Annotated in this window: 14 protein-coding genes; 5 read left to right on the top strand and 9 right to left on the bottom strand. The window is 53.9% G+C overall.

All coding sequences use genetic code 11. From position 1 onward, the window contains the following. The first annotated feature begins 221 nt into the window (after positions 1-221). Both ONB24_01330 and ONB24_01325 read left to right on the top strand, forming a co-directional pair. Positions 222-1,880, top strand: coding sequence for a CotH kinase family protein (locus tag ONB24_01330; protein MDZ7314743.1), 1,659 nt, complete (start codon positions 222-224; stop codon positions 1,878-1,880). Positions 1,881-1,967: 87 nt separating this feature from the next. Beyond that, positions 1,968-3,965 carry a hypothetical protein gene (locus ONB24_01325; GenBank protein MDZ7314742.1) on the top strand — a complete coding sequence of 666 codons (1,998 nt, stop codon included), beginning with the start codon at positions 1,968-1,970 and terminating at the stop codon, positions 3,963-3,965. Positions 3,966-4,012: 47 nt separating this feature from the next. On the opposite strand, the gene ONB24_01320 is transcribed toward ONB24_01325, so the two are convergent. The 4 genes from ONB24_01320 to ONB24_01305 form a co-directional block, all read right to left on the bottom strand. Continuing rightward, positions 4,013-5,983: a family 20 glycosylhydrolase gene (locus tag ONB24_01320; protein MDZ7314741.1), complete on the bottom strand. Its 1,971-nt coding sequence runs from the start codon at positions 5,981-5,983 to the stop codon at positions 4,013-4,015. Positions 5,984-6,076: 93 nt separating this feature from the next. Further along, positions 6,077-7,969 carry a Na+:solute symporter gene (locus tag ONB24_01315; protein MDZ7314740.1) on the bottom strand — a complete coding sequence of 631 codons (1,893 nt, stop codon included), beginning with the start codon at positions 7,967-7,969 and terminating at the stop codon, positions 6,077-6,079. A gap of 7 nt (positions 7,970-7,976) precedes the next feature. After that, positions 7,977-9,320, bottom strand: coding sequence for a glycosyl hydrolase family 18 protein (locus ONB24_01310; protein ID MDZ7314739.1), 1,344 nt, complete (start codon positions 9,318-9,320; stop codon positions 7,977-7,979). Between the two features lie 84 nt (positions 9,321-9,404). Next, positions 9,405-11,270 (bottom strand): T9SS type A sorting domain-containing protein, encoded by a 1,866-nt coding sequence (locus tag ONB24_01305; protein MDZ7314738.1) that lies wholly within the window; start codon positions 11,268-11,270, stop codon positions 9,405-9,407. 169 nt (positions 11,271-11,439) lie between these two features. On the opposite strand from ONB24_01305, the gene ONB24_01300 reads away from it, so the two are divergent. Then, on the top strand, positions 11,440-13,020 hold the full coding sequence (locus ONB24_01300) for a DUF362 domain-containing protein (protein ID MDZ7314737.1): 1,581 nt from the start codon (positions 11,440-11,442) through the stop codon (positions 13,018-13,020). 112 nt (positions 13,021-13,132) lie between these two features. After that, positions 13,133-13,897, top strand: coding sequence for a hypothetical protein (locus tag ONB24_01295; GenBank protein MDZ7314736.1), 765 nt, complete (start codon positions 13,133-13,135; stop codon positions 13,895-13,897). A gap of 12 nt (positions 13,898-13,909) precedes the next feature. Here ONB24_01295 and ONB24_01290 read toward each other — a convergent pair whose 3' ends face one another. From ONB24_01290 to ONB24_01270, 5 genes are all read right to left on the bottom strand, one after another. After that, the gene (locus ONB24_01290) at positions 13,910-15,091 is read right to left on the bottom strand and encodes an ROK family protein (protein ID MDZ7314735.1); all 1,182 of its coding nucleotides are present in this window, start codon (positions 15,089-15,091) and stop codon (positions 13,910-13,912) included. Positions 15,092-15,109: 18 nt separating this feature from the next. Next, positions 15,110-16,078, bottom strand: coding sequence for an ROK family protein (locus ONB24_01285; protein MDZ7314734.1), 969 nt, complete (start codon positions 16,076-16,078; stop codon positions 15,110-15,112). Positions 16,079-16,088: 10 nt separating this feature from the next. Next, positions 16,089-18,437, bottom strand: a complete 2,349-nt coding sequence (locus tag ONB24_01280; protein MDZ7314733.1) for a 6-phosphogluconolactonase — start codon at positions 18,435-18,437, stop codon at positions 16,089-16,091. Between the two features lie 111 nt (positions 18,438-18,548). Beyond that, complete coding sequence (locus ONB24_01275) at positions 18,549-19,613, bottom strand: hypothetical protein (GenBank protein MDZ7314732.1); 1,065 nt, start codon at positions 19,611-19,613, stop codon at positions 18,549-18,551. Between the two features lie 22 nt (positions 19,614-19,635). Beyond that, a complete protein-coding gene (locus tag ONB24_01270; GenBank protein ID MDZ7314731.1) occupies positions 19,636-21,873 on the bottom strand; it encodes a glycoside hydrolase family 2 in 2,238 nt (745 codons plus the stop codon). Between the two features lie 89 nt (positions 21,874-21,962). Here ONB24_01270 and ONB24_01265 point away from each other — a divergent pair, with 89 nt between their 5' ends. Beyond that, positions 21,963-26,960 (top strand): FG-GAP-like repeat-containing protein, encoded by a 4,998-nt coding sequence (locus ONB24_01265; protein ID MDZ7314730.1) that lies wholly within the window; start codon positions 21,963-21,965, stop codon positions 26,958-26,960. Positions 26,961-26,962: the final 2 nt, after the last annotated feature.

Below are 26,962 nucleotides of genomic sequence, written 5' to 3'. Positions count from 1 at the left end.
GGTCAGCATGTACGGGGGGATATCATCCGCTTTTGGGTGTGTCGACCAGCGAGGGTCGACTTTTCTAAAGGCGAACGGCATTTGTACTTACCTAGGGGGGGTCAGCAAGTACGGGGGTATATGCCGTCCGCACAGCCGTAATATCTTCAATTCTAAAATAATTTAATTATTTTTTCTCGAGAAATCAATATTTTTTTCATCCACCGTTTTCCGATGTATTCATGAAAACAAAGATTGGACAACCTCTTTTGCCGGCGACGTGGAAGCAGGCCTTACCGATCGCAGGAGTGCTCTTTGTTTTTACTTTTGCCGATCTTTTGCGTGCGGTTGATTTTTCCTCCAATTTACCGATTCTGGTGATCGACACGAAAGGCAAAAGAATCGTCAATTCGCCGCGGATCATTGCCCATCTTGGCGTTATCCACAACGGTCCAGGCCGCATCAATCATTCCCGCGACGCCTTTACTCACTATGACGGTCTCATTGCAATAGAGCTGCGCGGATCAAGCGGCTTGTGGCAGAAATGGCCGAAAGAACAGTACGGCTTTGAAACGCAAAATCCCGACGGCAGCAACAATAATGTGCCATTGCTCGGCCTGCCGCCGGAAAACGATTGGATCCTTTATCCCCCTTACAGCGACAAGTCGCTGATACGCAACGTTCTTGCCTATCGTCTTTCGCGCGACATAGGGCGATACGCGCCGCGCACCCGCTTTTGCGAGCTGGTTCTAAACGGCGACTATCGCGGCGTTTATGTGTTGATCGAGAAAATAAAACGGGATAAGAACCGAGTCAATATCGCCAAACTTCATCCTGAAGACAGTGCCGGCGATGCTCTGACCGGCGGCTACATCGTTAAAATCGATCGCCGCGCCGGTGAAGAGAACGAAGGATGGAAATCACCCTTCCGTTATTCCGACAAAGGCGAAATCGAATGGCTCTATCACGACCCCGATCCCGAGGAGCTGACGACGACGCAAAAATCCTACATTCGCGACTATGTCACAGCTTTTGAAAAAGCCATGATGCAGCGGGATTGGCAGGAGAACCTCGACCGCTTCTTTGACCTCGAGGCATTCGTCGATTATTATCTGCTCACCGAATTGGCCAACAACATCGACACCTACACCTTCAGCACCTTTTTTTATAAAGATCGTGACAGTCGCGGCGGGCGACTGACGATCGGCCCGATCTGGGACATCAATCTCGGCTTTGGGAATGCTGATTATTTTGTCGGCATGAACACCGAGGGTTGGCTGCTCGGTGAAAAGATTCGCGTGCGCGACCGCATACCGGCGTGGCTGAAAAACATTTACGAATCGCCGCAAATACAGGTCAAGATTGCTCGGCGTTGGCAGGAGCTCCGCCTGGGCCCTTTGGCGGAAGAGAGAATCCTCGGCCTGATCGATGCCTACGTTGATACGCTTGCCGAAGCCCAACAAAGAAATTTTCAGCGCTGGCCGATTTTGGGACAGTACATCTGGCCGAATGCATTCGTCGGAAAAACCTATGCCGAAGAAATCGATTATCTAAAGACCTGGCTGATCAAACGCGGCCGCTGGATGGACGGCCAACTCACAGGGATTGATCATCAAAACCAAGCCCGCGTCTTCTCCGTCAATGTTTTCCCCAATCCGTTCAACAGCCGCATCACAATTGTACTCGATCTCCCGCAGCCGACCTTTTTGCGCGCGACGGTCTACAATATGATGGGCAATCCGATCACCGACTTTTTCAATGGCCCGGCAGGCGCCGGTCAATATGCTTGGCAGTGGTCAGGAGAAAACGATTCAGGTGCTGAGGTCCCCAGCGGATGCTATTTTCTCATCTTGCAAACGAACGACGAGCGTCTTGTCCGCCCGTTAATTATTCTTCGTTGAAAAGCAATCCTCAGGAAATCAGCTTGCTTTTTTGCCGCGATTTGCCGTTCTTTTCTTATCGCTCATACGCAGAGAAAGGAAAACCTTATGCGAAAATGGTTGATATACGGTTTGATTTTGCCGGCGGCCGCCCTGCAGGCGCAGTCGCCCGTACGGCTTACCCGAGCCGAGAGCTTTTTCGGTCTGCATTTCGACTTTCATGCCGAAGCCCGCGATACGCTGATCGGCGAGCGGGTGACGCCGGAAATGGTCCAATGGCTGATCGATGAGGTTCGACCGGATTTTATCCAAATCGATTGCAAAGGCCATCCCGGCTATTCCAGCTACCCGACGCGGGTCGGCAATTCGGTTGGGAAATTCGTTCGCGATCCGCTGCGCATCTGGCGCGAGGTGACGGCGCGCAACGGCGTGGCGCTCTACATGCACTATTCCGGCGTCATTGATCAGCGTGCCTGCGCACTCCATCCGAATTGGGCGATCAAAAATGACAGCGATCGCCGCAAATGGGTCACCTCCGTGTTCGGTCCCTATGCCGACAGCCTGCTCATTCCGCAGCTCAAAGAGCTGGCGGGAGAATACGGCGTGGACGGCGTTTGGGTGGACGGCGAGAACTGGGGGATTTTGCCCGATTACGGCGAAAAGGCCGTCTCTCTTTTTAGAGAGAAATACAACGTCGAACCGCCGCGGCGTTCTTCCGATCCCTACTGGTTCGAGTGGCAGCAGTTTCATCGACAAGCTTTCCGCGATTATCTTTACCATTATGTCACCGAAATCCACAAAGCGTTTCCCAAATTTCAGATCGCGAGCAATTGGGCCTACAGCTCCTTTATGCCGGAAAAGGTAACGATTCCGGTCGACTATCTTTCCGGCGATTATACGCCGCTCGACGCCGTCAATCGGGCGCGGCTGGAGGCGCGGATCCTGGCTCAGCAGGGCCTGCCCTGGGATCTCATGGCGTGGGGCTTTTCCTGGAACGGCAACGACGCCAACGCCTTTGTCGTGAAAATGCCGACGCAGATGATGCAGGAAGCAGCCGCAGTTTTGGCTCAGGGCGGCGGCTTTCAAATGTATCTGCAGCAGCGAAACGATGCTTCCATCTATGAGTGGACTATTCCTTTGGCGAAAGAAACGGCCAAGTTTTGCCGCGCCCGTCAACTCTTCTGTCATAGATGGCAACCGGTGCCGCAAATCGGCCTCATTCTTCATACCGAAGCCTTTTATCGACGCAATCCCAACCTCTTCGGCATGAGCGGGCCGACGCATGACCATCTGCAGGGAATCCTGCAGTGCCTGCTCGATTCGCAGCAGGTTGTGGACGTGGTCATGGACCACACCTTAAGCCGCAACATCAACGACTATCCCCTACTGATCTGGCCTGAATGGGAAACCATTACACCGGACATGAAGAGCATGCTGCTCAGCTATGTCGAACGGGGCGGAAAGCTGCTGGTCATCGGCCCAAAGGCTGCAAAATTGTTCGAAGCGGAACTGCGGGTCAAGCTGCTCGACGAACCGACAATAAAGCAGAACGGCTTGGAAGCAAACGGCTGGATCGCCGTGGTCAACAGCTTATCACAGGATGTGCAGCTGAGTTCCATGGCGAAACCGTTCGGACGCTACTATCATTATTGGAATAAAGAAGGCGAGGGCAAACCGGCGGCGTCGATTGCCTCTTACGGTCGCGGAAAATTGGCGGCCGTTTATCTTAACCTGGGCGAGCGCTGTCGCTTTACGGCCTCCGTTGCAGCAAGGCAGTTTCTGGCACAGTTGGTGCGTGAACTTTATCCCGACCCCTTGGTTCAGGTCACCGGCTCGACGTATGTGGACGTTTCGGTCCTGTGCAAAGGGGATCAACTCGGCATTCATCTCGTCAACACTGCCGGACCGCATGCCGTGCCGACGATTCACGCTTATGACGAGATTCCTCCCGTCGGTCCCTTGACGGTCACTCTGCGGCTCGACCAAAAGCCGAAACGGCTGACGCTTCAGCCGCAAAATCGCACTTTGCGCTTTTTCTACAAGGACGGCAAAGCGGTTTGTACGCTCGATCGCCTCGCCGTATACGACATTATCGTGGTGGAATAGCAAAAAGCGGCGTTGCCGAACCATCGACGACGCCGCTTCACTCCAATCTATTCGGCTTTAGCAGCAAAAGCCAGCAGCTTTTCCAATGCCGGTACGATCATCAGCTCGACTTGGCCGACCTGCTTTTTCGCCTCTTCGAATTGAGCGGCCATGGCGGCACGGTCATCGGCGGAAATCGTTGATTTGCCCTCCACCGCCTTCATCAGGTGCAAGCCGCTGGCGGCGCATTCGCTCAGTTGCCGCGAAAGCGGTTCGATTTCGCGCAAAATCGGCGAGGCGTCGATGATCGGCAGCAGGCGCTCATGGTTCTTTTCCCATTTCTGCAGCTGTTTGACGATCTGGTCGCGCAGCTGTTCGTCTTTGGCGCCGCCTGCCAAGTATCTATCCACCTGCTGCCGAAACTCGCGGGCGACGGCTGCATCGGGACGCGCGGCATCCATGACGCGCGTGTAGGGTGAATATTGCGTAAAATCGCGGTACCGGCCGCGCTGATAATATTTGAGCGGCTCGACGACATCCACCAGCGTGCGCAGCGGTGCAGTCGGCAGATTGTTGGTCAGGCGCCGCAGCATCATCTCGTAATTCTTTTCATGCGTCAGCCCCAGCTCTTCCAGGCGAAAGCTGACCACCTCCAGACGGCGGTACATGTCGTCGGCATCGCGCACGTGCGCCGGCGACCACAGCCTCTCGGCGATGGCGGCGGTGCGCGGCCAGATGCGCGAGTCAATGTTCTCCGGCGTCACCATCTCGCTCCACATGGTGGCCTCGCCTCCAAGAATGAACTGCGCCTGCTCCACCGTCAGGCCCATATCCTCCGTGATCGGATCGTTGAAATAGTGATCCGTCGTCGGTTGCATCAAATCGATGTAATAGCCGTTGGAAAGGATCACCTGCCAGCCGTTTTGGGCGGCGTGGATCAACGATTCGCGACCGCGCCAGGATTGAATGACAATGTCCTTGGGCGAATCAGGCTGCAGGATCTCATCCCAGCCGACCATTTTTTTGCCGTATTTGGTCAATATCGCCAGAATTCTCTTGTTAAAATAGCTCTGCAGCTCGTGATTGGACTTGATGCCTTTTTTCTTCATGAACGCCTGGATCTGCGGATTGGCATCCCACTGCTTGCCGTTGTTCTCATCGCCGCCGATGTGAATATATTCGTCCGGAAACAGAGCGCTCATCTCTTTAAAAAAGGCATCAAAGAATTTATAAGTTTTTTCGATCGTCGGATTGAACGTGGGATCCATGATGCCCCAGCGCCGCTCGATAGTGTACGGACCCGGAGCAGAGGCGTATTCGGGATAACCGATGAACCAACTTGTGGAATGGCCTGGGATGTCGAACTCTGGCATTACCCGAATACCGCGGTCGGCTGCATAAGCAATGATCTCCTTGATCTGCTCATGAGTGAAATAGTTGCCGTCGGAGCCCAACTCGTGCAGCTTGGGGAACGTCTTGCACTCGATACGAAAGCCTTGATCTTCGGTAATATGCAGGTGAAGGACATTGAGCTTGACCGCCGCCATACCGTCGAGGTTGCGCTTGATGACCTCCATCGGCTGCCAATGGCGGCAAACGTCGATCAGCAGTCCCCGCCATGGAAAGCGCGGCTTGTCCTGAATGGTGACGCTGGGGAAATAATAGCCGCTTTTATCCGCGGACAACAATTGGAGAAAGGTCTCGAGTCCCCGCAGGGCGCCGATATCGGTTTCCGCCTTTAGGACGATGGCCGAGGGACTGACATTCAACTGGTAGCTCTCGTCTTCCTTCAGCTTGACCTGGCCGACGCGCTTGACTTCGATCACCATCGAGCCTGTTTTGGGAGAAGCGGGCGTAATGAAATCCTGCGGAAAAAACAAACCGGTGCGATCGGAAAGACGACGCAGCGCCCGCGTTGCGGCGCGATAGATCCTTGGATGGTCGGTGCCGCGAACGGCCATGGTAAAATCTTCCTGCAGAACGAATCGCCCTTCGCCAAGCGTTACTTTCTCGGGAACGGGCATGAAGTTCAAGGTCATACTCTGGTCTCCCCATACTATACAAATCGGTAAAAGCAGCAGAAAAAGAAACAAGAGTCGTATCATCTTGGGCCTCCCTTTTTAAGGTTTTGCTCATTCCGAAAAACCCAGCGAGCGTTTGCTCAAATCCCGCTGAATGATCAAGGCGCCGACGGCTCCAGGCGCCAGGTAACCGACGGCGGCAAGCCACTCGGCAAAAATGAGCTTGCCGATACCGAACAGAGCTGAATAAACCATAATCACTCCGGCCAGCCAATCGATAAAGAGGCGGCCGTAGCCGCTGTCGCTCTTGACATCCGGCAGTTCGGCGGCGATCTTTCGCCAACCCCAACCGCCGGGATGCACGCGCCGGTAAAACTCGTGCAGCTTGTCCTTATCCGTGGGACGAGTCAAAAAGGTGACGACCAGCCAAACGATGGTGGTTCCCAGCACCACAGGGTAGAGAGTGATCGGCGACTGCAGTCCGAATTTAAAACGGGCGATCGGATAGATGATGAGCGGCGCGATCATGGCGGAAATCTCCGACCAGGCGTTGATGCGCCACCAATACCAGCGCAGGATCAGGACGGCTCCCATGCCTGCGCTGGCATTTATGATAAACTCCCAAGCCCCGGAAATGGTGTTCAGTAGGCGGGTAACAATGAGAGAAAAGATCACCATCAGCACAATACCAAGGCGTGAGACGCGCACATAATGCTGTTCGTCGGCGTTCTTTTTAAGAAAGCGCTTGTAAAAGTCATTGATAAGATACGAAGTTCCCCAGTTGAGCTGAGAAGATATTGTGGACATATATGCGGCAAGGAACACGGCAATCAGCAGGCCGAGCAGACCGGCAGGCAGGTATCGCAGCATCAATTTCGGATACATGACGCCGGGGTCCACCGTATTTTCGTACTTTTCATAAAAATTGAGAAAATCCGGTCCGTAGACAACATTGCTCTGCAGGCCGCCGCTTTGATGCACCTGTTCCACCCGCTGAAACAGCGCCGGATTTTCTTGACGCAGAGCTTCAACGTTTTGGGCGCGCGGCAGCAGCACCAGGGCACTCAGCGCCACCAAAATCCACGGCCAGGGACGGATCGTATAGTGAGCGATGGTAAACCACAAGGTGGCAAAAAGACTGTGCTTTTCATTCTTTGCCGACATCATGCGCTGAGCAATGTAACCGCCGCCCCCCGGATCGGCGCCCGGATACCAACTCGACCACCACTGCAGGCCGATGTGGGCAATAAAGGCGCCGGTCGTCATGGCCAGGGCTCCTCCAGTCAGGCCGGAAAGATTCGTTTTAGCGATGCGGGGGAAAAAATCGAGCACCTGCGGGGCGATCTGCTGCTTGAGGGCGACGGTGCTGCCGATGTGGGGCAGCTTGATGACGATGACCGCCAAAATGATGCAGCCGGCCATGGCGAAAACGAACTGAAAGCTGTCGGTGCGCGCCGTGCCGAGCAGACCGGAAGCCGACGCATAGACGGCAATGAGGGAGGCCGTAATCGCCACCAGCAGGAACGGATCGACGCCCGGCACGGTGACATGAAAGATCTTTTCCATTGCCTTATTGACCCAGCCCATGACGATCGCGTTCATGAACAAGCCGAGATAGAGAGCGCGAAAGCCGCGCAGCGCCGCCGCCGCTTGTCCCGAGTAACGCAGCTCGACCAGCTCCACATCGGTCATGATGCCGGCACGCCGCCAAAGCTTGGCAAAGAAAAAGACGGTCAGGACGGCGCCGATGGCCATGTTCCACCACAACCAATTGCCGGCGATGCCGTTCCGCGCCACCAGCTCGGTTACAGCCAAAGGCGTATCCGCGGCGAACGTTGTCGCGACCATGGCTGTGCCGGCTATGTACCAGGGGAGATTACGGCCGGAAAGAAAAAACGAACCGGTATCCTTGCCTGCTCTTTTGGCGTAATAGGCGGCAATCGCAAAGACCATGGCAAAAAAGATCAAGATGACGAAATAATCGATTAGATGGAGTTGACTCATAGGTTCCTCATTTGATCAAAGTGAAAGGTCGAACCGTTGAAAATGAAGGGGTCTGCAGAACGGCATAGTACACTCCGGAGGCAAAGCCGACGCCGTTGAATGTAGAAGCATGCGATCCGGCGGGCAGGAATCCATGCACGAGCGTCTCCAGCCGCCGACCGGCGGCATCGCAAATACGAATTTCGACGGGCTGCGGGCTTGGGAGCTCAAAGTGCAAAACCGCAACATGGTTGAACGGATTCGGGAAAATTGTCAAATCGAAACGGTTCGAAGAAGGAGCGGCTGCCACGGTTGCGGATAAAATCGGTGCGGTGAGCGCTCCGAGCAGCGGCTGCCGACCGTTCAGATAGTCTTGCCCCAGCGCCCAAATCATCACCCCGGCAAGCTTTTGCTTCAGCGCATACTCTGCTTTGAGACGAACGGAGGCTGTGTCGTCAAAAGTTATCAAACGGGTGGCATCCGGATTAGTTAAATAAGGAACCTGGGCAACGGAATCCCAATGATAGAGCCAGCCTGCAGCTAAGAACTTGACGATTTGCGAATAAGGATACGTAATGTCCCCGCCTGTACTGGGTCCATAGAGCCGCGAAGCATTGAATTCGCGGCCGTAGAACGGTACCCCGATGACAATCTTTTCATTGGGCAGACCGCGGCTTTTCAAATAGGCTACGCCGGACGAGACCGAACCGTCAATATCCCCGCCGCTGGGAAAAAGCGGCGAGTTGTGGCCGGCATGGTTCGTCCACGGCCCATGAAAATCATACGTCATGCATCCGAAAAAATCCACATAGGGCAAAAGCCGTTTGTAATCGAACCATTGACCATAGTAATCGCCGGCCGACACGGCCATGGTGATCCATAGTTTTTGCGGGCGGGCGAGTTGGTTAAACTTTTCCCGCAGCTCTTTAACTAAAATTACCATGTTTGCCCGGTCTGCCGCGGAAGCCGGAAATTCCCAATCAATATCGACACCGTCGTACTGATGTTCGAGAATAAACGCGCAGAGTTCATCGACAAAGCGACGACGAAGAGCCGAGTCAGCAGCGACCGGGGAAAATCCCGCCGAATTTCCCCACCCGCCGAGAGAAAGCAAAATGACCTTTCCGGCTGCATGGGCTCGAGCGTTCAATTCGGGATCGAGGAGCTGAGGATAGTAGGCCAAAGAGCCGTCGCTTTGCGGCCAGGCAAAGGCATGCATCAGATGCGTCAGGCGGCCGAAATCGACCGCCGATGCCGGAAAAGAGGCTCGGTTCCAGGAGGGATAATAGCCGATGACCCATAAAGTCTGCGGCCGACAGGAGGCCCCGATAAAGAAAAAAAGTAACAAGAAAGTAAATGATCGCTTGGCCATGGCTTCCTGATAAAAAAATGAGGAGAGCGGCTGATTGCGCCGCAACTCCTCAGAATCTACAAATTCCTTTTGAAAGAAAAAGGACTATTTCATCAGTACCATTCGTCGCGTTTCCGTATAATCCGCGGCTTTAAGCTGATAGAGGTAAACGCCGTTGGCGAGGCCATTCGGTCTGAACTGGACGCTGTGCTGTCCCGCAGTGAAGTGCCCTTGCGCCAACGTCGCCACTTCGCGACCGCTCAGATCAAAGACTTTAAGCGTAACGTATTCCGGGCGGCTCAATTCGAATTCGATGGTCGTTGACGGGTTGAAGGGATTGGGATAGTTCTGCAGCAGCCTGCTTTGCGCCGGCACGATATCCTTTTTGCTGACGTCGGTGTAATTCTCCCACAGCCAGCCGAGAATATCGTAGAGGTTTTTCGGCACGATTTCGACCCCTTCCCAGCCGCCGCTTCCAGGGCCCAGGTAAGGCGCGTTTTCATTGCGCACGTATTGATAGCCCTGAAAATCGTCTCGGTTCCACTCGTCGCGGTCATAGAGGGCATAAGTGCACGGCACGATGGCGCCCTGCAGCGAGATAAAGTCGAAAGTCCGCACGCCGGCATTATCAACCATGGATGCCAATTCTTTTAAAGAGAGGGCGGCTTCATAATCGTAACCGTCGCCCGTCGGCCATTCTTTGGCTACGGCATAGGATTCGGTCATCGGCACCAAACCGGCGTGAGCCCCAGGCCCCCACAGCTTGATGTAAGCGTCGCCGGTATTGGCGTTGTAATAAAAGCCAAGCTGAACATCCAGCATGTCGTCCTGATTGATATAACCCGAGTGATCAGGTATAACGCCGTAATCATCGATTTCATAATTGCCGATATAGATTTCGATCGCGTCGGCGTTCCAGTCGCCTTCCACCGGATTGACGCCCGGCACATCATCCATAACCGAGGCGCCTACGTAAAGATACTTATCGTCGTACATGAACTTGAGCGCGCTGCTCAAGTCGGTATTGTCTTCCGGGAACCAAGCCCACGCGCGCGAATACTCGGGAATGCTGGACTGGTTCATGTCGACCGGAAAACAGTAATTCCATTCATCGAGCACACCATCGACAAACACGGCACCTGCGGCCTGCTTCAAGTAAGGACTTGAATGCAAATAGTATTGAGACTCGCGGGCGGGTTTGACTTCGATAACCTGCCATCCCTTACTGGGGCCGGCCCAGGCCGGATAAGCGCGTTCCGAAAAAGCGTATCCTTGGAAATCATCGCGATCCCAATCATCCCGATCATAGAGCGACAGCGTAAAAGGTACGATCTCGCCGCCCTTGAAATGAAAGCCGTTGCCCTTGGCCGAAGCGATATCGGCCCACGCGACACGCGCCTCAAGAGTGTAGCCCTCATTGTTCGGCCAAACTTTACCTTTGATAACTGAACCTGCGGTTTTGATAAACTTGCCGATCGGAGTGTACTGGTAAATGCGGCCGGTATCTGCCGTTGCATCATAATAAAAAGCCAACTGGCAGGCAAACTTGCCGTCATCGTTGTCCGGCACCCCGCCCGGAGGGTTAGGATCCCAGGGCACACGTCCGACATTATAGTTGCCCAAGTAAATTTCGACGGCGTCCGCGTTCCAAGACGGCGGTTGCGGCAGCACGCCGGGGATATCGTCACGGACATAGGCCGAGACATAGAGGTAATTCTCGTCCCACATCAATTTGATCGTTCCGGACAAGTCATAGTCATCCTCAGGATACCAATCGTGACACCGCGAATTTTCCGGAATGACCGCCTGATTGACGTCGATCGGAAAACAGAAATTCCAGTCATCGAGTTCTCCATCGATGACGACCGGAGCAGCCGCTTTCTGCATAAACGGGAAAAAGAAATCAACCGCCAATGCAGGAGCGATAAGACACAAAAACAATGCTCCTACCGTAACAAGTTTTTGCTTCATGATTTGTCCTCCATCGGTATTTTATATTTTATTCATTGAATGAATATTAGAATATAACAAAAAAGAAAAGAATGTCAAGTGTTTTTATCAAAAGTTTTTTACATGGAAAAAAATTCGCATTGAGAAAACAAATCTGTATATTCAAAAAGATTGTAGTAGGGCCTGACCAATGAAAAGACGAGCCTTTATCAAAGCAATCGGGGCCGGAGCAGCCTGGGCTTCTATTCCCTTCTTTCGCAGCCAGGCCGAGCCACTCGGCCAATTTTTTCGCCTCAATCCGTTGATCGAAGCTTTGCCCGATGCAGTCTTTATCATGCGGACGCAGATCAGCGACAAGCATGACGAAGCCGCCAAATATAAAGCCGGACGCAAGTTTGCTTCGACGGTGTTTATAGAGGCTTCCGCCGATGATGGGCTGCCGGTCACCCGAAAAATTGTCCTCAAGCCCAATCTCACCTCCCGCGGTAAATGGCAGCGCGGTTACACGATTGAAAGATCGATGGGCGTAGTAACCGATGCCCTTTTCGTCGAGGGGCTCATCGATGGAATAAAACCCCTCGGCCTTGGCGGCGACCGCTTTTTCATCCGCGAAGTAAACGGCATAGAAAACCTCACGGAAGGCGGTTACGGCGCCCTCGCCGCCCGCACCGGCGCAGACGTGCGAATCATTTCGACCCCTGTCGATTCGCTTTCGCCCGACCAGGTCGTTTGGAAAGACGTCCCGGAAGGAATTTGGTTCAAAAAAATTCCCTATCTTTGGCCGGTCAATGCTCCCGATACTTTTTTGATCAATATCGCGAAATTCAAATCGCACGGCATGGGCATGACGCTCTGCGCAAAGAATCTGCAGGGCACCATTGCCGCCAACTATCAGCAACACTGCACCCTATTGCAGAATGAAATGAGCATCGATCCGGCGCACGTGCAGCCGAATGCGAAAAAGACGATTCAGAATAACTATCAAAGACATGTGGCGGCAGGGATTCCGCGTTGGGATCGTCCCGGGGCCGACGGCGGCTTGTGGCAGGAAACCTGGGCGACGCGCTGCCTCGACAACAATAGTATTCTCAAGGCCGATCTTCACATCATCGAGGCACTTTACGGCCATGACGGCAACTTTATCGAAGGGCCGCACGACGGTTTCGCCGCCGATTTCATGACCAACCTCATCATTTTCGGCAAAAACCCGTTTCACGTCGACATAATCGGCACCTGGTTGGCCGGACATGAACCCGGAAATTTCGGCCTGTTTCATATGGCGGTCGAACGCGGGATGAGCTCCTTCCTCGATCCGTTTGCCGTTCCTCTTTATGAATGGTTCGAAGATGGTAAGGTGGAGGTAAAAAGCTTGACCAGTTTGGAGCGGACGCCTCTGGTTACCTATTACCTGCGTCGGGATTATAACGGTCAGAGCGAGCCGCTTTGGCATTTGGTGAACGAACCATACGATTACAGCAAATCCGCCGTTACTCAAAACGAGAAAAGGCCCGCGGCTTTTGCCCTTTCCCCGGCCTTTCCGAATCCGTTCAACAGTAATACCTCTCTAGTTGCTTCGTTGCCCCATACGGGACATTTTGACGCCAAAGTTTATAACCTCTCGGGTCAGCTCATTGATATACTCGTCGACGGGCGACTCGAAGGTCAACACGTCATTCGATGGAATGCAGATGATAAACCTTCAGGCATTTATTTTCTCAAGGCGAGCTTTAACGGGCAGACGATCAGCCGCCGTCTCTTTTTGCTCCGCTAAGGTCACCTTTTTTGCCCGCCTCGCGTTTTTGATCAGTCTGTGCCGACTCTTCTTGCCGAATGCTGCGGCACAAACTGAGCTCAACCCAGGGCATCATGCTTTTTCGATTTACATGGGGTCAGGACTTTACTCAGCCGGACCGTATGTCGCGCAAATCTACCGCGGTACACCTTCGGTCACTTTATTGTCGCCCTTTCAACACCGATGGGGCATCACCCTGAGGGTACCGGTTACGGCGGGCTTTTTGAATTACACTTATTGGGACATTTTTCGCAAAGGGCTGCCGAACAGCCTGGAAACCATAGGTATTCTGCCGATGGCCGAAATCGAGCACTATCCGAGGCCCACTTTTTCCGTGGCGCCGGTTTTAGGCGCAGGCGCCGCAGTAAACTTGCGAAACCGATCGCATGTATGGGGTGTGGTGCTGGGTCTCCGTCAACTGTTTTTCATCCCGTTGAGGGAAAGGCACTTGCGACTTTACTCACTGATGTTGTATGGCACTCTATGGAAGCCTGCCGGCAGTGCCTATAACGAATTGGTGATGTGGAAAAACGGCATAGAAATCAGGCAAAAGATCGGGCGCAAAGCGTGGGGAAAGGAGCTGGACGCGGGATTCTTTGTGCTGAGCTATCTTTACTATACTTCGCCGCATTTGTGGATTCATAACAAGGAGGCCTTTAGACGCCGCTTCGAAACGGAAGTAGGGATCACTTTCGGCACCTTCGAGCCTTTGTATTTCTGGAAAATCAAGCTGCCGCGTCTTATGGTGGGCTACCGATTCAGCTCCGACCGCCCCGCCGTCATTCTTTCGGCCGGAGACAGTTTTCCCATTCCTTCGCCTCAGGTGCAGGAGAGGCTGAGAGGGTCTTTGCGTTGAGGCAGCGAACGTTTACGGCATAAATATTCTGCGCATAATCAATGCGGCAGCGCCGACCGAGACGGCATAGCTGCCGTAACTGGAAAAGTGAATCTTGGGAACCGTAAAGCCCCAGGGAAAAAGCTCGTTCAGGCGCGATTCAACTTGATTGACAATGGAAGAGTAAATTAACTCGCGCGCATCGGCCAAGTCGCCGCCGAGGACAATGACGTTCGGCGCCAGCATCTGCACCAAACGAACGATCTCCTCGCTGATAAAGTAGCTGTATTGCGACAGAATCTCTTTGGAAAGCCTGCAGTTTTCTTGGGCACAACGAATAACGTCTTCAATGTCAATTTGCTGGGTGGCAGCCAATGCCATGAGCGGGTGATCGCTTCCGACTCGAGCCACCGCATTGTCGATGAATTCTTTAAGGCTCGGCAGAGCGTCGCAGATTTCTCCCGCGCCGCCGTCCGCCCCTTCATAAAGCGAGTGGTTAAGAATCAAGCCGGCGCCAAAGTAAGCGGTGCGTTCGTTTAAAGTCAAAAAAACGACGTGCGGGGCGTGTCCGACCTCATCTTCCTCATGCCATTTGATGCCGAGTGCCCCCGCATTGGCATCGTTGACTGCTTCAACGAATAATCCCAAACGATGCGATAGTTTCTCTTGGATTGGAAAATCCTTCAGCTCTAGGCGTCGCGAATAGCGGACAATGCCGGCGGCGCGGTCGACCCATCCCGTCAACGCCATGCCTACACCGATAGTTTTTTCATGGCTGATGTCCAGCTTTGTCCGCAGCATTTCGACAAATTCCGCTACTGATTCGATGATGTTTTGCGATCCAATATTCGAAACTCCTACCAGATGCTCACAATGGATAACTTTACCCTGAAAATTCACCACAACCGCCCGCAATTCCCCGGGAATGGCCTCAATGCCGATGATATAGCCCTTATCCGGCGCAAGCCGCCAAAGTGTCGGCGGTTTTCCGGCAGTTTTATGCAACGCCGCTACGCGACTGACTTCGATGAGTCCACGATCCTTCAAAGCCCGCAGAATATAGACCAGAGTGGACGGTTGAAAGTTGTTGAGCCGCGCCAACTTGGCTCCGCTGATTTCTTTATGAATGCGGATCGAATTCAAAATTTGCCGATGGCTGGCGATACTCAGACAAAAATCTTCCGGCAACTTGATCGAATTTTCCACTGAACTCATATTCCTGCTTTCCCCTCTTTAATGATTATTTATTATGCTCTGCTGCCGCATGGCCAAAGTTGCCGCTCCGACAACGCCGGCAGCCTGGCCAAGTTCCGCCGGAACGATCGACGGTATCTTGCCGTGCGGGTTTGCCAGGGCAATTTCCTGAAGCTTTGCCTGCGCCGGCATCAAAACGTATTCACCGGCCCCGGAGACGGCCCCGCCGATAACGAACCGCTCCAAATCCAAAAGGTTGGCTACATTCCCCAATCCAATTCCCAAGTATTCACCGGCCTTATGCAAAACTTGTTTTGCAACTGTGTCCCCTTTACAGGCAAACTCATAGATTATTTTTGAAGTCAACGATTCTCGGGGGCAGGTATGAATCAAAGAATTTTTCACTTCGGCAGCTATTTCCAAAGCGCTGTTCACCAACGCTGAAGCTTTGATATAAGCTTCGATGCACCCGCGACGACCGCAGGCGCATTTTTTGCCGAAAAAGTTTATGCTCATATGGCCGAATTCGCCGGCTTTCCCAAAGGCTCCGCGGTAAATCGATCCGTCGAGCACAAGGCCGCCGCCGACGCCGGTTCCTAAAGTGACCATCAGCATGTTACGGCACCCGCGCCCTGCGCCGAAAATCAATTCACCGAACGCCGCCGCATTGGCATCGTTCTCAATAATTACCGGCAGAAGCATCCGTTCGGCGAATAATTGCGTCAGCGGAATTGACGTCCAGCCGATAAAATTTGTTGCTGTACTCAAGACTCCAAGATCGTGCTCAACAACACCCGGAATTCCGATGCCGCAGGCTGCAGGTTTCTTTACGCCGTTCAGATCGCAAAGTTCATCGACTATGGCGCTTACACGGTCGGCGAGAGAAGCTGGCCCTTCCGCAACGTGCGTAAGAATCTGACGCCAACCCTTAATTGCGCCGTTTTCATCCACCAAACCGATGTTCGTAGTCGTTCCGCCGATGTCGATACCACAATAGAGCGTTTCCAATGGCTTTCCTTCACTCGTTTCCTATTTCCAATCGCCGCTTCAGAATCATCGTCTGCTCCAGGAACTCGTTGACGCTCATCTTTTTCAGAAAACAGAGACCGTGGCAGGCTCTGACACGCGGATGGCGGTTCTCATTAAAATAGTCGTCGCCCATGCAGACTTTGACGGCGTAGAACTGTTCCGACCAGATTTTTTGCACGAGCTTTGAAAAGGGCCCATCCAGCTCATAGCTCGGAAAAGAAGCGTCGACCTGTGAGCCGAAGGCATTGGTGAAGGCGTTGTTGAGCACGGCCATCGAGTTGATGGAGACCGGCACAAAAGTCGTCGCCTCCGCCGGATGAAATCGGTACCATACGTTGCGATATCCCCAAATTTCCGGCTCTTTTCCGCCCAAGCTTAGATAAACCTTTATTGCTTCAGCAATCGCGCGCATAACTTTGTAATGGGTATCCGGACCGCTGCCCTCGGGATCGAAGGCCAGAGTAACCACATCCGGCGTGATCTCTTTCATAAAATCAACCAATGGTTGAACATCGCGCTGAAACTCGGGATCTTCGGTAAAGATCTCGCCTTTGTAAAACCCCAAACGGAAATGTTTTACCGAGCGGGAACTGAAGCCGAAATGCGCCCAAAAGAGATCCGCCTCCCACTCGCGAATCATGCCTTTGAGCCGTTGAATGTGCGGCAGATCCTTTTTGCCCGGATACTGCGTTCGGAAATAGCCGATCAGCTCGTTGATTCGGTCGGCAAGATGCGCCGGGCTCTCTTCCTCCAGCACTTCCATCAAAATGCGCAGCAGGCGGCGGCAGTTGGCCTCTTCGAGGATCGTGCGGCTGTTGGCAGCCACGCCGTCCAGATAATGATAGACATCCCAATCCTCCGTATGCTGATCCCGCTTGAAATAACCGGAATCGATGAGACGTACCATCTCCGTTGAATTCAATTGCCGCTGCAATATCTCAAGCATCCGTAGGACGTAATGATTGGTGACGGCTGTAAAGCCGCTGGTCATGTAGGTAAAATAATGGATGTTATCCGGCTTGCGCACCAAGTGATAAATATAGGGCAGGTATCCCAATTCGATGTCGTCATGATGAGGCGCCGTATGCATAAAAACTTTTTTGTCGAGCTCTTCCAGGCCGTCCTTCAATTTTTGATCAACGGATTCATACACTTTGTGGAGCAATGCTTCATAATTGTCCGGGAAACGGCGCAGGAGCTCATTGCCGAACCGATCGCTGCTCAGGTCTTTGCGGTTCAAGTCCAAGATGCGTTTCTTTTTGTTCACCGCCAGGTCGATGACGGTCCGCTCGATCTCCGCAAAGGGCAGCTCTTCCTTAGCCTTAAAGTCTACAAACCGACGTTCGATCAACCTGGAAGCGGCTCCGATCGTCAAGTAGAATCTTCCATTCGGCAGGTTTTGCAGGATCGAGGCAGGATAAAGATTGCTCTTGGGGTTTTCGATGGCTTGGGCGATGACTTTGGCTTTGGCCTCGCCGGCGGCGATGATGATGGCTGTCACATCCGGATTGTGAGCAATCGTCTTCAGGCCGATCGTCACGACCAGACGATTACGCGACACTTCGATGCCGCCCAAATCCGAGGCCGCAGCCGCCTGTGTTTCGTAATTGGTGGCCGTCAGACGTGTGGTGGAGAAATGATCGGAACCGCGAATATTGAAGGCGATGTGACCGTCCGGCCCGATGCCGCCGAGGAAAAAGCCGATCCCGCCAAGCGAGCGGATTTTATGCTCATAATCGGTGCAGAACTGATCGACCGCCTCGATAGCTGCTTTCTGCATCGCCTCTTTTTCGTTTACCGGATGCCGATGACGCAACGAAAGATCTACGCAGCCGTCCGGGAATACATCTTTTAAGGTTTTCCCCGGCGGTACGCCCACCTCCCAAAAGTTCATCAGCATGGCTTTGCGGGGATCAAGACCAAAGCCTTCGATATAAAACTTGTTGACGTAATAGAAAAAACTGTTTTTCTGTTTCGGATCGATGGGATAGAATTCATCGATCTGGATGAAATGAAGGCTGTTCATGTCCGGTTCGATCGCCGGATCGATGCCGTAAGATTCTAATTCGGATTGGATCTCTTTATTGCTCCATCCGGCCAGATATCGTTTCACATATTTTATGAAATATTCAGGCGTCTTTCCGGTGGGCAGGGCAATAACGCCGCCGCGATGTTTCTGTACCCATTCCAAAAATCGCAGTGCCGTCAATTTGCCCAGCATCGGAAAATTTTCCACCTCAATCACCGGAACCTTTTCGGTCGGCGGATAAATCAGGGCGTGGGCCGACTGCGCCAGAATTGCTTTTTCCACATTGGATAATGTGTTTTGATAATTCATAAAGCAACCTTTATGTTCATTCATTGAATTTACATCGGTAAAATAATCCTTTTGATTCGCTTTTGCAAGAAAAATTGTAATTAATCGGCCGGGAGGCCAATCCAAAATCGTTTAAAATAAAACCGCTTCCAACAACGCGCAATAGTTCCGGATCGGAATGTATTCGGGAATCGAGTTGCCGCTTCCCACGGCGATACCGCCGCGCTGCAGGGAAAGATGCGCCAATCGGGCGGCGCGTTCGCGGATCAGCTCCGGCGCCTGCTGCGCGATAAAGTCCACATCGATGCCGCCGATCACGGCGATACGGTCCCCCCACTTGGCAACGGCCTCCTCGACTGGAAAAATAACGTCCTCAAACGAATGCTTGCCGTCGACCTTTAGATCGTCGATGATATCGTCCATGACCGCCTCCAGGTTGCCGCAGGAGTGCAGAATGACCGGCTTACCGCGTTCATGGGCTGCCTGCACGACCTTTTTGTACCAAGGGAATACCAAACGGCGAAGATCATCCGGGGGCAGCATGGTCTGCGTCTTAAAGCCCCAATCGTCGTTGGCGATGATCGCACCTACGGCATCATATTCGAGGCAGCGCTGATAGAGTGCAAGGATGCGGCTGCCGACCTGGGCAAAAATGGCCTCAGCGAGTTCGGGTTGGAGATAGATCATGGTGCAGAGATTTTCGTAACCGACCAATTCGATGACCGTTTCGAGCACACCGGCATAACCGCAGGCGATCAGCTTCATGCCGTCAGGCAATTCGGAATCGATCGAGGCAAAAAAGGCCAGTCGATCTTCCCGCAGCGACGGCCATGGATATTCATCAAACTCTTTTTCGTTGGTGATGACGGCGCCCTGATTCAACGATTTGGAAGCCTTTTGCACTACGGTTTCCTTTTCAAAAACCAACGCCCGATGATGCCAGCCGCCGATGACGGCAAAATCATAGCCGAGCTTGCCGAAAGCTTTGATTAGATAACGCGCCCAGGCCGCGCCGTCTCCGTCTTCCGGTTGCGGCTGTTGGGTCACCTGTTCATAAACTTTTTGGTTCAGCGTGAACTCGAAGAGAGTCGGTCGCGAAGGAACTTCCCGCCGCAAAATTCTCAGCAGATTATTGAACTCGGGTTTTCGGTTTGTCTTTTCGAGGCGGGCAACGATCGCTTGCAATTCAGGGTCCATTTCTTTGCCTTTCTCTGATTCCTTAACGGGTTAATTCAGGAATGGGCAGATCGTAATAGCGGGCCTCTGTTTCACCGACTCGCAGATAGCGGCGAGAGATGACCGTCGATCCGCTTTCCGGAGTAAACTCGGCCGTCAGCAGATAACCGCCCGGCTTTTCGGGTAATGTCAAAACAACCGGGATGTAGCGGTTGGCGTAAGGGGGAATTTCGACGCTCAGTTGCTTAGACCAAATCGATTCACCGTCGCCGTTCAAAAGTTGCAGATTGACTTGGCCGGACACCGGAGACAGGTAATCGGTTACGCCGATGAGGTTGAAAGCCAGCTCTTGTTTCGGCTTGAATGGTTTAGCGGCTTTGGCGTAGCGGTGATCGGTCAGGTCGATGAAAACGGCGCTGGGCGCAAAGCAGTGCCTGAACCAGGCCAGGGCAGGCGCCGGTTCGAGTTTCGATACATCTCCCATCCACCAATCACCGGTGAAACCGAGATTATCGGAAAGATAACAGAAGGCAAGAATGCCGGCCAGGTCGCGGCGTACGCGAAGCGCTTCGGTTTCGCACTGCAGCCAATAAGCCTGCATTTCACGACAAGCCTGCGGCGAAGCGTTCGGGCCGAGGTAATAGTCATAGACAACCCTAGTCAAATGCGAGGGACTGCCGTTCCGCCAGAGCCAAACCCACCCGTACTCATTGACCAATTGCGCAGCACTGCTCTCCCATTGTCGATGCCATGCCGCAGGCCAATAGTGCAGATCGCCGAGGGGATACGGCTGCTCGCGCACCTGATCGGGAAACATCCAAGTTCCCTGCATGTAAGGGTGCGGCTCATCCATTTCATCGAACGCCATATGCTCATCGGTCATGTAACCGGCGTCCCAGATGCGCGTCGGATCCAGGCGTTTGAGCTCCGGAATCAGGAAATTGCCGATATAGTCGTTCCAGTTTTCATTAATGGCGTCCCAAATAACGATCGACGGATGCGATCCGTCCGACCAAACCCAATTCGTATACTCGGCGCGAATCTGTTCATCCCAACCGTGATCCTGCCAATAGAGCCATTCGTTCTGCAGCATAAGGCCGACCGAATCGGCGATATCGTACCAGAAATCCGGTGCGATGCCGACGCAGATGCGCATGGCGTTCCAGTGGAGCTGTTTGGGATAGTGCGCCAGCAATTTGGTAACCCATGCGCGATTCCACGGCAGATCTCGACAGTCGGGATCTTCGAAAAAACGATGCAGGGTGATGTTTGTCCCTCTCAAGAGCCGCCGTTCGCCGTTAAGATAAAAGAACTTGCCGCGTCGTTCAAAGTCGCGCATACCGAAGGTTTCGGCGACCGAATCCGAAACGCGGCGATCCGCCGTCAAAAGTTCGATTTGGGCGCGATAGAGAAAAGGATCTTCGGGTGACCAGGGGTGAGGCTGATCAAACGGCAGGATCAGTTCGACAAAAGTCAAATTGTCGCGCACCGTCTGCAACTTTTTCTCAATTGGGCCGATGACCTTGTTGCCCGATGCTTTTTCGCAAACGCTAATCCGCACGAGGCAGGAATCCTCCATCGGATCGCCGTACATTTGCTGGGCGGGATTGAAATTGCGGATCAACAGCTTGACGACGGCTCGGCGATTTTTCAGCGAAGGCAGAACCAACGCTCGGTGTACGCGTAGAAAATCGGTGAAGGACAACTCGACGTCGTCCCAAATGCCGGGCAGGTAATTGACCTTTTCCTTGTCCGTACTTCCTGCCGCCTGCGCCAGCAGCCAGGCGCGATCGCCGACGCGGATCATGATTTCATTCGCTTTATCGAATCGGAGAAACGACGTCACCGGCAGATCGATGGGTGTATAGCACTCGATGGAACTGCCCGCATCCATGCCGTTAATGAAAACCTGGGTGACGTATTGGCTTTTCTTGATCGTCAAAACTGCCTGCAACCCGCGAAAAGATGCGGGAATCTCAACCTGGCGGCGATACCAATTGTACCTCGGCTCGTATTGAAGATCGAGGACGCGATGATCGGTCTTGTTTAAAGGCGTCTTGGACTTGGCATATAGTTTGTTATATTGATCGATCGGCGGTTGCGCCAAATGAATCAAGCCGGGCACCGGTATAATCCTGCCGAACCTGCTCGGCGGAAAGGCGGTTTTCGTTTGATCGAACTGCCATGTGCCGTTCAAAGGCATCATATAGCGCGGATCACTGCCGAAAGCAACGGAAAAACACGCAAACGCAAGGGCAAAAAAGAATTTTTCCGTTTTCATACTTTGGATCCTATTAATTTATTGGTCGTTTTTCGGTGGGAATCATCAAGAATTTATGTATTCACCTGCTAAAAGCAACTAATTTTTAAATGTTAGATACCATACGGTCAAATCAATGGAGAATCGGCAAAGCGGCCGTTCTGACGCTCCTTATCTCTATTTCGAGCAGTACCGGCCAGGCCCAGGGAATCAAATTCAGCGAAGTCGCCCGCCAACTCGGCGTGCCCGGTAACGTCGAAAACGGCGTGAGCGCCTACGGTCATGGTGTGATCATAGCCGACCTCAACAACGATCTGCTGCCGGACATCTACATTTCCAACGCCGTACGCTATGCCGATCACCTGCCGGAGACCCTCTATTTGTCTTCGCCGAACGGCTATGTCGAATGCGACAAAGCGCGCGGCGTCGACGATCCCTACGGTTGGACCGGTTCGCACGGCATCTGCTTTGTCGATTACGACAACGACGGCGATTATGATATCTTTAATGCAACGACGGACGATCGCAACCGCCTCTATCAAAATGACGGCAACGCCTTTTTTAAAAATGTCACCGATCTCGCCGGTTTGCCGCTGATCCGCATCGTTTTCCCAGATTTTGACTCGGCGCCTTATGGATACGGCACTCGCGGCGTCGTTGCCTTTGACGCCGATAACGACGGCGATATGGATCTTTTTGCGGTTAATTGGGGACCGGCAGAATCGCGTTACGACATGACGAAAATCATCAAAGTACCGGAGCAGCCGAACGAATTCTATCTGAACAACGGCAACGGCACCTTTAAATCGGTCACCAACAGCGGGTTGACGCATCCGCCGAATCGCAGCTGGATGGGCACACAAGGCGTAGCTGCCGGGGATATCGACAACGACGGCGACATCGATGTACTGATCATTCACCGCAACTATACCGGTATTGCCGAGGACGGGCGAAAAATCGAAGGCTTCGACTCCGGCCGTCAAGTTCCGAATCAGTTGATGATCAACGACGGCACCGGCAAATTTACCGACGAAACAGCCGCCCGCGGCCTTTTTGACCCGCTGAACGACGCCAACGGCGCCACGTTGGCGGATTATGATAACGACGGCGATCTGGATATTTTCATCCCGCCCAAGGCCAAAACGCGCGGTAAAATCCGCGTTTATCGTAACCGCGGCAACGGTTTTTTTGACGACGTCACCGACCAGCTCAACCTGACGCAGTGGGGCTTCAGCACGTTTCTGTTCGACGCCGACAATGACGGCGATTTGGATCTCATTGCCCCCAGAACGCGCGATACGACTCTTTTCTACCGCAACCGCGGGAACGGAACCTTCGAACTGCTGTCCAATACGGGAGTCGAGCTCTATAATTACGATCCGCGCGGAGGCGCGGTGGCGGATATCGACAATGACGGCGACCTTGATCTTTACCTCGCCGACGCCAATAAGGAACTTCAGACCAACGCAGGTAACCGCCTCTTCCGCAACGAACTAAACTCTACGAACCGTTGGCTCAAGGTGACCGGCCGCGGACCCAAGGGAGATCTGGGAGGTTTCGGCACCAAGATTTGGGTCTTTGACCGCGGGCATATGGAGGAGATGACCCGGCTTGTCGGCTATCGCGAAGTACAGAACGCCTACGGCTATCTTTGTCAGGATGATCCGGTGCAGCATTTCGGTCTCGGTCAACGCGACAGCGCTGATGTAAAAGTCAGGCTTCTCGACGGAACAGTGCTAAAAATGTACAGTGTTCCGGCGAACACCCGACTCTACTTTTCCAGGCCCCGGCAGCTCGTAAAAACCGGCGGCGACGGGCAGACGGAGGTTGCCTTTTCTCCTTTGCCGCAACCGCTCAAAGTGCAGGTTCGTGATGCCTATGGCCGCACAATTTACGGCGCAAGAGTTATCTTTACTTCCGATGACCCTTCGGGTCGCTTCACAACTGAGCAGGTCTACAGCGATATCGCCGGCAATGCGCAGATCGGCTACGTTCTCGGGGTCAACCGCACGCAGACCATCACTGCCTGGTGCGAAGCCGATCCGAGCGCCCGCGTGGTGTTTACGGCATCGGCAATCGAAGTTTCTTCGGTCGCAAGCCTGGTCAAAAGCGGCGGCGACGCGCAACAAGGGCAAGGAGGCTATCCCTTGCCGCAAAAGCTCAGAGTTCGGGCTCTGAATTCCGCCGGCATCGGTATTCCCGGGGTGGCGGTCATCTTTGAACCTGCCGCCGGTTGCGGTTCGATTGCAGGACTACCACGCGCGGAACGATTGACCTCAGCCGACGGCTATGCTGAGGCCGAATGGACGCTCGGCAACAGACCCTCGACTCAACAACAGTGCGCAGTCTATGTGAAAGATCAGCCCACTCTACGGCAGATTTTTCAGGCCGGCAGCTTTGGACCGCCGGAGAAACTGGTTTTGCTGGGGTCGCAACGGCCGGCGGGCCGCGTCGATCAACCTTTGAACGATTCCGTTGTCGTGCAGATTACCGATTCAGTCGATCGTCCTTTGCGAAACATCCTTGTTCAGTTTGCCGTTGCTGCCGGAGGCGGGCTGGTCAATCGACAATCCTCGGTGCAGGTCGCCACGCGTGCAAACGGATGCGCCGAAGTCCAATGGAAGCTGGGCACGCAAGCCGGAAGGGCGAGCCAAGTGCTCCAGGTCACGTCGCCTGCAATTCCGAATAGAGTGCTGACCGTGACCGCCGATGCGCTGCCTGGCCCGGCCGCCAGATTGGAATACGTTTCCGGCGACGGTCAGGTCGGCATCCTGACGCAACCTCTGCCGGAGCCGCTGGCCGTCCGAGTTTCGGATACATTTGGAAATGCCATCGAAAGCCATCCCGTTGCTTTTTCCGTGACACAAGGGGATGCCCTCTTTGCCGGTCAGTCTCAATTGAACGTAACGACCAACGCCGACGGTGTGGCGCAAGCCGTCCTAAGGCTCGGCCGCAAGCCGGATGTCACCGTTCGCGCCGTTGCCCGCAATGAAGAAGGAAACCTCGAAGGCAGTCCGGTGGTGTTCAAGCTGAGAGGGACGGCAGGGGCTCCTTCGCCGGATCACAGCGTTTTTGAAACGCCTTCCAGTCACATCGCCGACGGGCAAACCCAGGGCAGGCTGCAAATTCTTTTGCGCGACGCTTTCGACAATCCGGTATCCGGCTACCAAGTGCAGGTCCAAGCGCTCGGCGTGCCTGTGCAGCTCGTCCAGCCTTCTTCAACCGACTCGACCGGTGCAGCATGGGCTCACTTTACAGCCTCACAGATTGGCCAAGTCATTTTCCAACTTTTTGTCGACAACAAACCGTTTTTGACGCGAACGGTGCTCTGCATTGCCGGTCCACCGGCCCAGATGGTCGGCTTTGGCGATGGGCAAATGCAGTATGCGGGCGAATTCTTGCCGCAACCGATCGCCGTGCTGATTACCGATGCCTGGCAGCATCCGATCGCCGACTATCCGGTCTTTTTTAGGATTGTAGACGGGGGCGGCGCTATTCCGGAGCCTCAGCCGGTACGGACGAACGATCTTGGTCTGGCCGAAGTACATTGGCAACTGGGTCCGATTCTCGGCACCCAAAAATCGCAAGCGGTTGCGGAGAACCTGCCTTTCGTCCAGTTTACAGCAACAGCCTTGCCTTTCGGCGCCGTCCGCTTGGTGATGGTGAGCGGCGATCGGCAAACAACGGCGCCGAATGAGGCGGCACCTGACTCGCTGGTGGTGCAGGTCCTCGACTCGCTTCGCCATCCCATGCCTGAGGTACGCATCGATTTCGGCATCGTCGGCGGTGAAAGCGCAGAAAACGGCCGTGTGACGCCGGCCTCGGTTCAAACGCGCGCCGACGGCACGGCGGCCGCCGCCTATTTTGCCGGCAGCGAAATCGGGCTTCGGATCATTAGGGCAGGTTCAGCTTGGGGAAGCGTACAGTTCAAAGTGCTGGTACAACGGCAGGCACTCCTTTCATTCGAAAAGCTCTCGCCGGACAGCCTCACCCTGCCGCCGCACGCAGAAATGGAGATCATTGTGCGCGTCAGGGACGGTTTCGGCGCACCCGCAGCCGGAGCGGCATTGTCCTGCACGATCAGCGGAGGAGGTGAGCTGATCGATCCGCCGCCCTATTTTACAGCTCCGACCGGCATTTTTGCAACAAAGTGGAGGCTCGGCGCTGCAGGAATGCAAACCTGTGAGATCCGCGGCTCAAGCGCTGTCGGTGTGGCGCGGTTCACCGCCTTTGTCGCCAACCATGAGCCGCAATTTACCGCTCCCGATCCTATGCCGGACAGCATCAACGTGTTGGTCGGGGAAGAGACAAAGATCTTTTTCAGCGCGCAGGACATCGACGGAGACGAGGTCACTCTGCAATATCTAAATCCGAACTTTGGCAATTTTCAGCAGTTTGGAAAACGGGCGATTTTCACTCTTTCCCCAGACAGCACTCTCATCGGTAATCATCTGCTTGAGCTTGCCGCAATAGATACCTACGGCGCTGCCGACACGCTTCAGCTGCTCCTGCAGGTCAGCGCGGAACCGCTATATTTTCTCCTATTACAACGCCTCCCGAAGGCGCAGATCGAGGCGTTTTACGACCAGCCGGTGAATCTGCTGGTCGAACCTGCAGATTCGTCGGTGCTAATTGTTTGGATGAAGGAGGAGATCCCTGTTGGAGTCGGTCCGTCTTTGACGACCGTTTTCACCGAGGAGGAACATCCTGACGGCGAGGCGCATGTTGCAGCCTATTTGCAGCGAGGCAGAAAGCTGCAAATTCTCTCTTGGCAGATACGATTGCATAAAAACAGCAGCCTGGTCAATACACCCGCAGAAAAATTACCGCGACGGACCGAACTGTCGGCCGGTTACCCCAATCCCTTCAACCCCTCAACTCGAGTCCGTTTTACGCTCGCTGTTTCATCATGGGTGCGCATTGAGGTGACCGACTTGCGCGGCCGTTGTATTAAAACGCTGATCGACGGCCGCTTGTCAATGGGTGAACATCAGGTTGAGTGGGACGGCCGAGACGAGCACGGCGTACCGGTCGGCAGCGGCGTTTACCTCTGTCGAATGCAGACTGATGACTATTGCGGCGTACAGAAATTGACTCTGATCCGCTAACC

The sequence above is a fragment of the candidate division KSB1 bacterium genome (genome assembly GCA_034505495.1).
Classification (GTDB): Bacteria; Zhuqueibacterota; Zhuqueibacteria; order Residuimicrobiales; family Krinioviventaceae; genus Fontimicrobium_A.
Note: the sequence above shows the minus strand (reverse complement) of the source record. Positions and strands in the feature narration are given on the sequence as shown.

What these genes read in the sequence shown, in the direction of transcription:
- ONB24_01330 (MDZ7314743.1), top strand. Translation starts at nt 222, where the DNA reads ATGAAAACAAAGATTGGACAACCTCTTTTGCCGGCGACGTGGAAGCAG.
- ONB24_01325 (MDZ7314742.1), top strand. Translation starts at nt 1,968, where the DNA reads ATGCGAAAATGGTTGATATACGGTTTGATTTTGCCGGCGGCCGCCCTG.
- ONB24_01320 (MDZ7314741.1), bottom strand. Translation starts at nt 5,983, where the DNA reads ATGACCTTGAACTTCATGCCCGTTCCCGAGAAAGTAACGCTTGGCGAA.
- ONB24_01315 (MDZ7314740.1), bottom strand. Translation starts at nt 7,969, where the DNA reads ATGAGTCAACTCCATCTAATCGATTATTTCGTCATCTTGATCTTTTTT.
- ONB24_01310 (MDZ7314739.1), bottom strand. Translation starts at nt 9,320, where the DNA reads ATGGCCAAGCGATCATTTACTTTCTTGTTACTTTTTTTCTTTATCGGG.
- ONB24_01305 (MDZ7314738.1), bottom strand. Translation starts at nt 11,270, where the DNA reads ATGAAGCAAAAACTTGTTACGGTAGGAGCATTGTTTTTGTGTCTTATC.
- ONB24_01300 (MDZ7314737.1), top strand. Translation starts at nt 11,440, where the DNA reads ATGAAAAGACGAGCCTTTATCAAAGCAATCGGGGCCGGAGCAGCCTGG.
- ONB24_01295 (MDZ7314736.1), top strand. Translation starts at nt 13,133, where the DNA reads ATGGGGTCAGGACTTTACTCAGCCGGACCGTATGTCGCGCAAATCTAC.
- ONB24_01290 (MDZ7314735.1), bottom strand. Translation starts at nt 15,091, where the DNA reads ATGAGTTCAGTGGAAAATTCGATCAAGTTGCCGGAAGATTTTTGTCTG.
- ONB24_01280 (MDZ7314733.1), bottom strand. Translation starts at nt 18,437, where the DNA reads ATGAATTATCAAAACACATTATCCAATGTGGAAAAAGCAATTCTGGCG.
- ONB24_01275 (MDZ7314732.1), bottom strand. Translation starts at nt 19,613, where the DNA reads ATGGACCCTGAATTGCAAGCGATCGTTGCCCGCCTCGAAAAGACAAAC.
- ONB24_01270 (MDZ7314731.1), bottom strand. Translation starts at nt 21,873, where the DNA reads ATGAAAACGGAAAAATTCTTTTTTGCCCTTGCGTTTGCGTGTTTTTCC.
- ONB24_01265 (MDZ7314730.1), top strand. Translation starts at nt 21,963, where the DNA reads ATGTTAGATACCATACGGTCAAATCAATGGAGAATCGGCAAAGCGGCC.